This window comes from Glycomyces tarimensis (genome assembly GCF_054776215.1).
This window is the reverse complement of the sequence record NZ_BAAHCB010000001.1, coordinates 313,068-325,401: the sequence shown is the minus strand read 5'-3', so window position 1 is coordinate 325,401 and position 12,334 is coordinate 313,068. Positions and strand designations below refer to the sequence as shown.

10 protein-coding genes are annotated in these 12,334 nt (G+C 70.8%); 8 read left to right on the top strand and 2 right to left on the bottom strand.

All coding sequences use genetic code 11. The annotated features are described in order from the left end of the window. Positions 1 to 99 precede the first annotated feature (99 nt). Genes hutU through hutH form a run of 5 tightly spaced genes read left to right on the top strand, consistent with a single transcriptional unit; the run spans position 100 to position 6,998 of the window. The gene (gene hutU / locus ACYVK3_RS01555) at positions 100 to 1,752 is read left to right on the top strand and encodes a urocanate hydratase (RefSeq protein WP_460495478.1); all 1,653 of its coding nucleotides are present in this window, start codon (positions 100 to 102) and stop codon (positions 1,750 to 1,752) included. 20 nt (positions 1,753 to 1,772) lie between these two features. Next, complete coding sequence (locus tag ACYVK3_RS01550; protein WP_460495605.1) at positions 1,773 to 2,978, top strand: Zn-dependent hydrolase; 1,206 nt, start codon at positions 1,773 to 1,775, stop codon at positions 2,976 to 2,978. Continuing rightward, positions 2,972 to 4,267 (top strand): formimidoylglutamate deiminase, encoded by a 1,296-nt coding sequence (locus tag ACYVK3_RS01545; protein ID WP_460495476.1) that lies wholly within the window; start codon positions 2,972 to 2,974, stop codon positions 4,265 to 4,267. Before ACYVK3_RS01550 ends, ACYVK3_RS01545 begins: the two co-directional genes overlap by 7 nt. Continuing rightward, the gene (gene hutI, locus ACYVK3_RS01540; RefSeq protein ID WP_460495475.1) at positions 4,264 to 5,439 is read left to right on the top strand and encodes an amidohydrolase family protein; all 1,176 of its coding nucleotides are present in this window, start codon (positions 4,264 to 4,266) and stop codon (positions 5,437 to 5,439) included. Before ACYVK3_RS01545 ends, hutI begins: the two co-directional genes overlap by 4 nt. A 23-nt stretch (positions 5,440 to 5,462) precedes the next feature. After that, on the top strand, positions 5,463 to 6,998 hold the full coding sequence (gene hutH / locus ACYVK3_RS01535) for a histidine ammonia-lyase (protein ID WP_460495474.1): 1,536 nt from the start codon (positions 5,463 to 5,465) through the stop codon (positions 6,996 to 6,998). 258 nt (positions 6,999 to 7,256) lie between these two features. Here hutH and ACYVK3_RS01530 read toward each other — a convergent pair whose 3' ends face one another. Then, positions 7,257 to 7,943, bottom strand: coding sequence for an IclR family transcriptional regulator (locus ACYVK3_RS01530; protein ID WP_347177432.1), 687 nt, complete (start codon positions 7,941 to 7,943; stop codon positions 7,257 to 7,259). Between the two features lie 67 nt (positions 7,944 to 8,010). Between ACYVK3_RS01530 and leuC the strand changes: the two genes are divergently transcribed. The 3 genes from leuC (at position 8,011) to ACYVK3_RS01515 (ending at position 10,855) form a co-directional block, all read left to right on the top strand. Next, a complete protein-coding gene (leuC, locus tag ACYVK3_RS01525) occupies positions 8,011 to 9,438 on the top strand; it encodes a 3-isopropylmalate dehydratase large subunit (protein WP_460495473.1) in 1,428 nt (475 codons plus the stop codon). Positions 9,439 to 9,452: 14 nt separating this feature from the next. Beyond that, positions 9,453 to 10,052 carry a 3-isopropylmalate dehydratase small subunit gene (gene leuD / locus ACYVK3_RS01520; protein ID WP_460495471.1) on the top strand — a complete coding sequence of 200 codons (600 nt, stop codon included), beginning with the start codon at positions 9,453 to 9,455 and terminating at the stop codon, positions 10,050 to 10,052. Between the two features lie 239 nt (positions 10,053 to 10,291). After that, entirely contained in the window at positions 10,292 to 10,855 is a 564-nt protein-coding gene (locus ACYVK3_RS01515) for an HU family DNA-binding protein (RefSeq protein WP_460495470.1), read from the top strand. Between the two features lie 111 nt (positions 10,856 to 10,966). On the opposite strand, the gene ACYVK3_RS01510 is transcribed toward ACYVK3_RS01515, so the two are convergent. After that, on the bottom strand, positions 10,967 to 12,292 hold the full coding sequence (locus ACYVK3_RS01510; protein WP_460495469.1) for an FAD-binding oxidoreductase: 1,326 nt from the start codon (positions 12,290 to 12,292) through the stop codon (positions 10,967 to 10,969). Positions 12,293 to 12,334 lie beyond the last annotated feature (42 nt).

Here is a 12,334-nt window from a genome sequence, read left to right as displayed (position 1 = left end):
GAACGGGCGCGGGGCGACTCGCGCCCGAATCCAGGTGTCGCCCGGAGGCGTCTGGGAATTCTGGAAGACTGGCGACGACGAACAGCGAAGGCGGACCGAATGCGCGCACCACACGGCACGACGCTGCACTGCAAGAACTGGCAGGCCGAGGCGGCCTGGCGGATGCTCCAGAACAACCTCGACCCCGAGGTCGCCGAGCGGCCCGAGGACCTGGTCGTCTACGGCGGCACCGGCAAGGCCGCGCGCAGCCGGGCGGACCTCGAAGCGATCCTGCGAACCCTCCAGACCCTCGAAGCCGACGAGACGATGCTCGTCCAGTCCGGCCGCGCGGTCGGCGTCATGCGCACCCACGAATGGGCGCCCCGCGTGCTGCTGGCCAACTCCAACCTCGTCGGCGACTGGGCCACCTGGCCCGAGTTCCGCCGCCTCGAAGCGGCCGGCCTGACCATGTTCGGCCAGATGACCGCCGGCTCGTGGATCTACATCGGCACCCAGGGCATCCTCCAGGGCACCTACGAGACCTTCGCCGCGGTCGCCGCCAAACTCGCGGACAAGAACAACGGCGACGGCACACTGCGCGGCACGCTCACCGTCACCGCCGGGTGCGGCGGCATGGGCGGCGCCCAGCCGCTCGCGGTCACCATGAACGACGGCGTGTGCCTCATCGTCGACGTCGACCCCGAGAAGCTGCGCCGCCGCGTCGACCAGCGCTATCTCGACACCGTCGCCGACGACCTCGACGACGCCGTCACACAGGCGCTGGCCGCGAAGAAGGCCGGCGAGGCCGCCTCGATCGGCCTGGTCGGCAACGCCGCCACCGTCCTGCCCGAACTCCTCGAACGCGGCGTCGAGGTCGACATCGTCACCGACCAGACCTCCGCGCACGACCCGCTCTCCTACGTCCCCGAAGGCATCGACTACCGCGAGGCCCGGTCGCTGGCGCGCGAGAACCCCGACTCGTTCACCGAGGGCGCCCGCGCGTCGATGGCCAAACACGTCGCCGCCATGGTCGGCTTCCTCGACGCCGGCGCCGAGGTCTTCGACTACGGCAACTCGATCCGCGGCGAGGCCCTCGCCGGCGGCCTCGAGCGCGCCTTCGCGTTCCCCGGCTTCGTCCCCGCCTACATCCGCCCGCTCTTCTGCGAAGGCAAGGGCCCCTTCCGATGGGCCGCGCTCTCGGGCGATCCGGCCGACATCGCCCGCACCGACGAGGCGATCCTCGAACTGTTCCCCGAGAACCGGTCCCTGAACCGCTGGATCTCCCTCGCCCGCGAACGCGTCGCCTTCCAAGGCCTGCCCGCCCGGATCTGCTGGCTCGGCCACGGCGAACGCGACAAGGCCGGCGCCCGGTTCAACGAGATGGTCGCCGACGGCACCCTCAAAGCGCCCATCGTCATCGGCCGCGACCACCTCGACTGCGGCTCGGTCGCCAGCCCCTACCGCGAGACCGAGGCCATGAAGGACGGCTCCGACGCCATCGCCGACTGGCCGCTGCTCAACGCGCTCGTCAACACCGCCTCGGGCGCCAGCTGGGTGAGCGTCCACCACGGCGGCGGCGTCGGCATGGGGCGCTCCCTCCACGCCGGACAGGTCACCGTCGCCGACGGCACCGAGCTCGCGGCCCGCAAGCTCGAACGAGTCCTGTCCAACGACCCGGCCATGGGCGTCATCCGCCACGTCGACGCCGGCTACGAAGCGGCCGAACAGCTCGCCCAGACGCACGGGATCCGGATCCCGACCGGGGAAGCGTGAGAACCGACGAGGGGGAGCACATGGACGCCGCCGACTTCAGGGCCCTGTGGGACGAGCTGGAACCGATCGGGCGGTCCCCGCGCGGCGGCTACCTGCGGTTCTCATGGACCGAGGCCGACCTGGAGTGCCGCAACTGGTTCCGCGCCCAAGCCGAGCAGCGACACATGGAGGTGGAGACCGACAAGAACGGCAACCTCTACGCCTGGTGGGGCTCGCACCACGACGGCGACGCCGTCCTCACCGGCAGCCACTTCGACTCGGTCCCCCACGGCGGCGCCTACGACGGCCCGCTCGGGATCGCCTCGGCGTTCCTCGCCGTAGACGAACTGCGCGCCAGCGGTGCGAAGCCCGCGCACCCCATCGGCATCGTCGCGTTCACCGAGGAGGAAGGCGGCCGCTTCGGCGTGCCGTGCGTCGGCTCCCGCCTCATGACCGGCGCGCTCGACCCCGACCGGGCGAGGAACCTGACCGACGACGACGGCGTCACCCTCGCCGAGGCCATGGACGCCGCGGCAGCCGACCCGAGCATCCTCGGCCCCGACCTCGAACGCCTCCACCGGACCCGCGCCTTCATCGAACTCCACGTCGAACAGGGGCGCGCGCTCGACGCCGAGGACGCGCCCGTCGGCGTCGCCAGCGCGATCTGGCCACACGGGCGCTGGCGGTTCACCTTCACCGGCGAAGCCAACCACGCCGGGACCACCCGCCTCGCCGACCGCTACGACCCGATGCTGACCGCGGCCTTCATGGTCCTCGCCGCCCGCAAGGAGGCGCGGATCGCCGGCGGCCTCGCCACGGTCGGCAGGATCGAATCCGACCCGGGCGCGACCAACGTCATCGCCGGGAAGGTCCACACCTGGCTCGACGCCCGCGCGCCCGACGCGGCGGTGCTCACCCAGATCCTCGACGGCATCGAGTCCAAAGTGACCGAACGCGCCGAACGCGACGGCACCCAGGTGGCCGTCCGGGTCGAGTCCGAGACGCCCCTGGTCGCCTTCGACACCGCCCTGCGGGACCGGCTCGCCGACGCACTGGGCAGCGTCCCGGTCCTGGCGACCGGCGCCGGCCACGACGCCGGCGTCGTCTCCTCGCACGTGCCGACCGCGATGCTGTTCGTGCGCAACCGCACCGGCATCTCGCACGCGCCGGCCGAGACGGCAGACGACGCCGACTGCGCCGCGGGCGTCGACGCGCTCGCGGCCGTCCTGCGGGAGCTGGCGTGCTGACCTACTGGGCCGAGCGGGCATGGCTCGAGGACGGCCCGGCCGAGGCGGTCGCGATCGGGGTCGACGACGGACGGATCCGCACCGTCACCGCCGGTGCCGAACGGCAAGGGACGATCCTGCGAGGGATCACGTTGCCCGGCTTCGCCAACGCCCACTCCCACGCCTTCCACCGCGCGCTGCGCGGACGCACCCACGAGCAGGGCGGCACGTTCTGGGAGTGGCGCGAGCGCATGTACGGCCTGGCCGAACGCCTCGACCCCGACTCCTACTACCGGCTCGCCAGAGGCGTCTACGCCGAGATGGCGCTGGCCGGGATCACGTGCGTGGGGGAGTTCCACTACCTGCACCACTCGCCCGGCGGGCGGCCCTACGCCGACCCCAACGCGATGGGCCACGCGCTCATCGCCGCCGCCGCCGATGCCGGGGTGCGCATCACGCTGCTCGACACGCTGTATCTCGCCGGCGGTTTCGGGCGGGCGCTCGAGGGCGTGCAGAAGCGCTTCGGCGACGGCGGACTCGAGGCGTGGATGAACCGGGTCGACAAGCTCGAGCTCGGCCCGCACGCCCTGACCGGGACCGCCGTCCACTCCGTGCGCGCCGTCCCCGACGCCGCGATGGAGGCGTTCGCCTGCTCCACCGAGGGCCGGCCCGTGCACGTCCACGTCTCCGAGCAGCCCGCCGAGAACGAGGCCTGCCGCGCCGAACACGGAGGCACCCCGACCGAACTGCTGGAGCGCTGCGGTCTGCTCGGGACCGACATGACGGCCGTCCACGCCACCCACCCGGCCAACAACGACCTGGAACTGCTGCGCCGCTCGGGGGCCACCGTGTGCCTGTGCCCCACCACGGAACGGGACCTCGCCGACGGCATCGGCCCCGCCTACGCCATGGCCGAGGCCGGGATACCGCTGTCCCTCGGCACCGACGCCAACGCCGTCGTCGACATGTTCGAGGAGGCCCGCGCCATCGAGATGCACGAGCGCCTCGTCTCGCAGCATCGCGGCAGGTTCACGCCCGCGCAACTGCTGGGGGCCATGACCCGCCACGACAGCCTCGGCTGGGACGACGCCGGGCGCATCGCGCCGGGGCGGCGCGCCGACCTGGTGACCGTCGCGCTCGACACGCCCCGCACCGCCGGGTGCGCGCCGGGCGGCATCGTCTACGCCGCCACAGCGGCCGAGGTCACCGACGTCGTCGTCGACGGCCGCCGCGTCGTCGCCGAAGGCCGCCACACCGCTATCGACGCCGCCGCCGAACTGACCGAAGCGATAGAGGAGCTGTGGACATGAGCCTTCTGATCGGCAACATCGGTGAACTGTTCACCGCCACCGAGGAGCACGGCATCCGCAACGACGCCGCCGTCGTCGTCGACGGCGGCACCGTCGCTTGGATCGGGCCCGCCGCCGAAGCGCCCGCCGCCGACGACCATCTCGACGCCGCCGGCGGCGCCGTGATCCCCGGCTTCGTCGACAGCCACTCCCACATCGTCTTCGCCGGCGACCGCACCGCCGAGTTCGCCGCGCGCATGGCCGGCGAGCCCTACACCGGCGGCGGCATCCGCACCACCGTCACCGCCACCAGGCGCGCCCGCGACGACGAACTGCGCGCCACCTGCGCCCGCCTCGCACTGGAGATGCTCTGCCAAGGAACGACCACAGTGGAAATAAAATCGGGCTACGGGCTCAACGTCGCCGACGAGGTGCGCCAGCTGCGCATAGCCCGAGAGTTCACCTCCGAGACCACCTTCCTCGGCGCCCACACCGTTCCGGCCGCCGCCGACCCCGACGAGTACGTGCGGCTCGTGTGCGGCGAGATGCTGGAGGCCTGCGCGCCGCACGCCAAGTGGGTCGACGTGTTCTGTGAACGGGGCGCCTTCGACGGCGACCAGGCCCGCGAGGTCCTCACCGCCGGCGTCAAGGCCGGGCTCCTCCCGCGCGTCCACGCCAACCAGCTCACCGAGGGCCCCGGCGTGCGCCTGGCGGTGGAGCTCGGCGCGGCCTCGGCCGACCACTGCACGCACCTGAGCGACGACGACGTCCGGGCCCTGGCGGGCGGCGACACCGTCGCGACCCTGCTGCCCGGCGCGGAGTTCTCCACCCGCTCGCCGTACCCGGACGCGCGCAGGCTCCTCGACGCCGGGGCGACCGTCGCGCTCGCCACCGACTGCAATCCCGGCTCCTCCTACACCAGCAGCATGGCCTTCTGCATCGCCCTGGCGGTCCGCGAGATGGGCATGACACCGACCGAGGCCGTCACCGCCGCCACCATCGGCGGCGCGAAGGCGCTGCGCCGCGGCGACATCGGGCACCTCGCGGTCGGCGCGCGCGCCGACCTCGCTGTGCTCGCCGCCCCGTCCCACGTGCACCTGGCCTACCGGCCCGGCACGCCCCTGGTCAACGCCGTCGTCCTCGGCGGCACGCTCGCGCCCTCACGCCTCCTACCACCACCCGAACCGGAGTGAACGCCGTGCCCAGGAGCCAGAACATGACCGTCCACATCAAAGCCACCGGCGTCGGCCCGGCCGACGTCATCGCCGTCGCGAGGGAAGCCGCGGACGTCGTCATCGACGACGACGCGGTCGAGGCCATGGCGCGCAGCAGAGCGATCGTCGACGCCATCGAACGCGAGGAGCGCCCCGTCTACGGCGTCTCCACCGGATTCGGGGCTCTGGCGAGCACGTTCATCGCGCCTGAGCGGCGCGCCGAACTCCAGCACTCGCTCATCCGCTCACACGCCGCCGGCGTGGGCGAGCCGATGCCGAACGAGGTCGTGCGCGCGATGATGCTCCTGCGGCTGCGCTCGATCGCGATGGGCAGGTCCGGGGTGCGGCCCGAGGTGGCCGCCGCACTCGCGGACCTGTTGAACGCCGACATCACGCCGTGGGTGCCGAAGTTCGGCTCGCTCGGCGCCTCGGGCGATCTCGCGCCCTTGGCGCACTGCGCGATGGTGCTCCTCGGCGAGGGCTGGGTGTGCGGACCCGACGGCGAACGCCTCGAAGCGGCCCCGGTCCTCAAGGGCGCCGGCCTGTCGCCGATCACGCTGTCCTCAAAGGAGGGCCTGTCGCTCATCAACGGCACCGACGGCATGCTCGCGATGCTCATCCTCGCGGCGGCCGACGCCCGGCACCTGCTGGCGATGGCCGATGTGACCGCCGCCCTGTCGATCGAGGCGATGCTGGGCTCGGACCGGCCGTTCATGCCCGAGCTCCACGAGATCCGCCCGCAGCCCGGGCAGGCGGCGAGCGCCGCCAACATCTACAAGCTGCTCCAGGACTCCGAGATCATGGACTCCCACCGCGAGGACCTGATGCACGCCGTCCAGGACGCCTACTCGATGCGCTGCGCCCCGCAGGTCGCCGGCGCCGCCCGCGACGTGCTCGACTACGCGGTGACCGTGGCCGACCGCGAGCTGCTGTCGGTCGTGGACAACCCGGTGGTGCTGCCCGACGGGCGCGTGGAGTCGACCGGGAACTTCCACGGCGCGCCGCTGGGCTACGCCGCCGACTTCCTGGCGATCGCGGCCGCCGACGTCGGCTCGATCTCCGAGCGCCGAGTGGACCGGCTCCTGGACGTGACGCGATCGCGCGGCCTGCCCGCGTTCCTCAGTCCCGACCCCGGCGTCAACTCCGGGCTGATGATCGCGCAGTACACGGCCGCGGGGATCGTCGCGGAGAACCGCAGGCTCGCGCAGCCGGCCTCGGTCGACTCGGTGCCGACCTCCGGCATGCAGGAGGACCATGTCTCGATGGGCTGGTCGGCCGGCTGCAAGCTGCGCGAGGTGCTCGACAACCTCGGCAGTCTCCTGGCCGTCGAGCTGCTGAGCGCGGCCCGCGCATTGCAGCTGCGGGAGCCGATGCGGCCCTCGCCCGCGGCAATGGTCGCGATCGCCGCCGTCGAGCGGATCGCCGACAAGCCGGGCCCGGACCAGTTCATGGCCCCGGTGATCGAGCAGATCAAATCCCTGATCGAAGGCCCGCACCTGCGCTCTGACATCGAAGCGGCGGTAGGCCGACTCTCGTGACCGGGCGCGCCACCGGAGAACCGCCTATCGGCGCTCGAACGGGTTGAGCACACGGACGTCGATCCGGTCGGAGTCTGTGACGTTGCGAGTCACCAGCACCATGTCGTGGACGATCGCCGTGGCGGCGATGAACGCGTCGATGATCGGCAGTGGCTCGGGGCCGTTGCGTTCGCCCCGGACATGCGCGATCGCATGCGTGATCGGCAGTACTCGGGACTCCTGGGACTGCAGGCTCTCCGTGCGGGAGCGCCCGCGGGTTCAGAGTCCGGAGAGCTTCTGGCCGGCCCTGATGACGGCCATGCCGAGGCGGTCTCCGGGGCGCCGGCCGAGCCGTTCGAGCGGTCCCGACACGGAGATCGCGGCGACGACGCGGCCGGTCTTGTCGCGCACGGGAGCCGAGACGCTCACGACGCCGGCCTCGCGCTCGGCCACCGACTGGGCGAAGCCCCTGCGGCGCACTTCGGCGAGGGTCTTGGACGAGAAGCGGCACTTCGGCAGCAGCGGCAGGATGCCTTCGGGCGGCTCCCAGGCGAGCAGGACCTGCGCGCCGGATCCGGCGGTCATCGGCAGCGACGCGCCCACCGGCACGGTGTCCCGCAGGCCGGAGGCGCGCTCGGCCGCGGCCACGCAGATGCGCTCGTCGGCGCGGCGCCGGTACAGCTGCGTCGACTCGCCGGTCTGGTCGCGCAAGAGGTTCAGCACCGGCTCGGCCGCGCTGAGGAGGACGTCGGCCGTGGAACCGGCGAGCTCGCCGAGCTTCGGGCCCGGACGCCAGCGCCCTTCGTGGTCGCGCTGCAGCATCTCGTGGGCCTCGAGGGCCTGGGCGAGGCGGTGGGCGGTGGCCCTGGGGAGCCCCGTCTCGTGCACGAGCTCAGCCAGGCTGGCGCCGTTGGTGCATGCGGTGAGGATGAGCACCGCCTTGTCGAGGACGCCCACTCCGCTGATAGTATTCGTTCTCACGAGCTGAACATTACCTCCCATTATTCGAGAAGTCCAACGACTGGGATAAGAGATGTCACGTACACCACAAGGATCCGAGGGGACGCGACCGCGCACCCTCGCTGAGAAGGTCTGGGACGACCATGTGGTCCGATCCGACGGCGAGCAGCCGGACCTGCTCTATATCGACCTGCACCTCCTGCACGAGGTCACGAGCCCGCAGGCGTTCGACGGCCTGCGTCAGGCCGGGCGCAAGGTCCGCCGGACCGATCTGACGATCGCGACCGAGGACCACAACACGCCGACCGACAACCTGTTCACCATCGCCGACCCCACCAGCCGCAAGCAGATCGAGACGCTGCGCGCGAACTGCGAGGAGTTCGGGGTGCGCATCCACTCGCTCGGCGACGCCGAGCAGGGCGTGGTCCACGTGGTAGGCCCCCAGCTGGGACTCACCCAGCCGGGCATGACGGTCGTCTGCGGCGACTCCCACACCTCGACCCACGGCGCGTTCGGCTCGATCGCGTTCGGCATCGGCACCAGCGAGGTCGAGCATGTGCTCGCCACCCAGACGCTGCCCCAGTCGAAGCCGAAGACGATGGCCGTCACCGTGAACGGCTCGCTGCCCGAAGGCGTCAGCGCCAAGGACCTCATCCTCAAGATCATCTCGATCACCGGCACCGGCGGCGGCAAGGGCCACATCGTCGAGTACCGCGGGCAGGCCGTCGAGGAGCTCTCCATGGAGGGCCGCATGACGGTGTGCAACATGTCGATCGAGTGGGGCGCCAAGGCCGGCATGATCGCGCCCGACGAGAAGACCTTCGCCTACGTCAAGGGCCGCCCGCACGCTCCGGCCGGCGAGGACTGGAACGCCGCCGTCGAGTACTGGCGCAGCCTGCGGACCGACGAGGGCGCCGAGTTCGACCGCGAGATCGTCATCGACGCCGCCGAGCTGAGCCCGTTCGTCACCTGGGGCACGAACCCGGGCCAGGGCGTCGAGCTCTCCGGGGCCGTCCCGGACCCCGCCTCCTACGCCGACCCGGTCGAGCGCACCGCCGCCGAGAACGCCCTGAGCTACATGGGCCTGGAGGCCGGCACGCCGATGCGCGAGGTCGGCGTCGACGTGGTCTTCCTCGGCTCCTGTACCAACGGGCGCATCGAGGACCTCCGGGCCGCCGCCGAGGTCATCAAGGGCCGCAAGGTCGCCGACTCGGTCGACATGATGGTGGTGCCCGGCTCGGCCCGCGTGCGCGAGCAGGCGATGGCCGAAGGGCTCGACAAGGTCTTCACCGAGGCCGGAGCCGACTGGCGCTTCGCGGGTTGCTCGATGTGCCTGGGCATGAACCCCGACCAGCTCACGCCGGGCCAGCGCGCCGCGTCGACCTCGAACCGCAACTTCGAGGGCCGCCAGGGCAAGGGCGGACGCACGCACCTGGTGAGTCCCGAGGTCGCCGCCGCAACCGCCGTCGCGGGCCGCCTGGCCAGCCCGGCCGACCTGTAGGAGAGGACAGGGACATGGAGAAAGTCACGACGCACACCGGAACCGCGGCTCCGCTGCGGCGTTCCAACGTCGACACGGACCAGATCATCCCCGCCGTCTACCTCAAGCGGGTCACCAAGACCGGTTTCGAGGACGGCCTGTTCGCCGAGTGGCGCGACGACGCCGATTTCGTGCTGAACCAGGACGCCTACCAGGGCGCCACGATCCTCGTCGCGGGAACCGAGTTCGGCACCGGCTCCAGCCGCGAGCACGCGGTCTGGGCGCTGAAGGACTTCGGTTTCAAGGCCGTCATCGCGCCCCGATACGGCGACATCTTCCGCGGCAATTCGCTCAAGAACGGTCTGTTGACAGTGGAGCTGCCGACCGAGGCCGTCGAGGCGCTCTGGGATGCGGTCGAGGCCGATCCCACGCTCGAGGTGACCGTCGACCTGGCAGGTCGCGAAGTCCGTGCGGGGGGCGAGAGCTGGGCCTTCGAGTTCGACGATTTCGCCCGCTGGCGCCTGATGGAGGGCCTCGACGACGTCGCGCTGACCCTCCGGGACGAGGACCGGATCGCGGCCTTCGAATCGGACCGGGAGGCTTGGCGGCCTAGGACTCTGCCGAGCGCCGCCTAGCGCACAGCGCGCCGAGAATCGAATACCGCACGTCTGGAGCCGGTGGTCCGCCCACCGGCTCCAGACGTGTTTTGGCCCGCCCCAACGGTGTTGCGGGCATCGATTTCGGGCGTCCAAATAAAAAAGCCCTGCGACACAAGGGGTTTTTTCCTCGAAACAGTTGCGTTCGCTTTCGAAACGTCATACCGTGCGCTTAACGGCTGGTTTAGCTAGACAACCTTATCGGGAGGGAAGGACTCGTGAACAAGGCAGAGTTCGTAGATCGGATAGCCGCCCGCACGGGCGACCGTCAGGCCGCGAAGGAAGTCGTGGATGTGGCGATCGACGAGATACAGCGGGCGGTGGTGAAAGGGGAGAAGGTCTCCTTCGCCGGATTCGGTGTCTTCGAGAAGCGCCAGCGTGCCGCGCGTATGGCCCGCAACCCGCGCACTGGTGAAGCCGTACGGGTCAAGAAGACCGTAATTCCGGCCTTCCGCCCCGGTACTGGCTTCAAAGAACTGGTGACTGGAAAGCGGAAGCTTCCCAGACTCGGCGGTGCGAAGAAGACGTCCGCGTCGCCCGCGAAGAAGACGGCGGCCAAGAAGACCGCGAAGAAGGCCGCCAAGAAGACCACGCGGGCCGCCGGCGCCGGCACGCGCTCGATGGCAACGGGCCGGGTCGGAGCCACGAAGAAGACCGCGGCGAAGAAGGCCAACGCCAAGAAGGCGACGCGCAAGACGGCGGCCACCAAGAGCACCGCCAAGAAGACCGCCGCCAAGAAGGCGTCGGCCGGCAAGTCCACGCCCAAGCGCGGGCGCCGCTGAAGACCTACGGCCCGGCGATGATCCCGGGTCTCCGCGAAGCATCGATATTGCACTCGCACGGGGACAGAGGGCATTCAGGATCCACCTGAATGCCCTCGGCTATGTCCGCCCTCATGCGCCGCCCGGATAGACCGGCACTACGCGTAATCGATCGCTTCCCCCGAGCACTTCCGCGCAGAAGTCGTTCGCGAACTTCTCATCTGGATCGACGCGATCGCGCAGTTTTTGGAACTCACCCATTCGGGGATAGTACGAACGGACTTCGGGAATGGGAATCGTGAACAATTTCCCCCAATGGGGCCGCGCATCGAAGCGGTTGAGTGCTTCCTCCACCAATCCCATCACCGGCTGAACCGATTCATAGTCGCTCACCCACGTGAAGTGGAAGGCCACAGTGTCCCGTCCGTACGCGGGCGACAACCACAGATCATCGCCCGCCATCGTGCGCACCTCGCACACCTGGACCACCGATGCGAGCCGCTCCGAAATGCCGCGCAGCGCCTCCAGGGCGGCCGGCCCGTCCGATCGATCGACCAGGTACTCCGACTGCAACTCCGCGCCGGTGCTCGGCGTGAACTCGGGGCGGAAGTGCGGCAGGCGCTCGTGCGCCGGGCCGGTCCTGCCCTGCTGCTCGGTCGACGCCGCGGGGTCGACGCCCGGGATCGGGTGCCGCGGCCCGTCGGCGAGCGAGGCGCCGAACCGATTCGGCGCCGGGAACGGCTGCGTCTGATCCGACACGCGTTCCTTGACCCACAGGTCGAACGACGGATCGGCGCCCCAGACGGTGAACATGCTCGTGCTGTACGCCGACGAGGTCAACTCGTCGAGGTTGGCGACGGCCGCGTCGAACGGCAGACGGTCGTAGACGTACTGGCGCATCTGGTAGGACGGCAGCAGGTCCAGCGTCACGGCCGTGACCACGCCCAAGGCCCCCAGGTGGACCACCGAGCCGTCGAAGTCCGGCTCGCCCCGCCTGACGGTGCGCGTCTGCCCGTCGGGCCCGATGAACTCCAAGGCCGCCACCGTGGTCCCGAGGTTCCCGTTGCGGTTCCCCGATCCGTGCGTGCCGGTCGCGATCGAGCCGGCCACCGAGATGTGGGGGAGCGAGGCGAAATTGTGCAGCGCGAACCCGGCCTCGTGGACCGCCTGCCCGAGCCGGGCGTACGTGATCCAAGCGGAGGCCCGCACCAGCTTCGCCTCGGCGTCGATCGCCACCTCCGGCTCGATGCCGCTGAGGGACAGCAGGACGGCCTTGGAGTCGGCGATCGTGTTGAACGAGTGGCCCGAGCCGAGCACGCGCAGGCGCGATGCGGCGGCCACGACCTCCCGGGCCTGGTCGAGGCTCGCGACGGGCTCGAAGCGCTCGGGGTCGAACGCGATATTGCCCGCCCAGTTGGTGAGCGCGGGGGCCGCCGCTCCATCGGGGGAGTAGGGCACGGGTACCTCCTTGAATGCGGTTGCTCCACCAATCTACGGCTC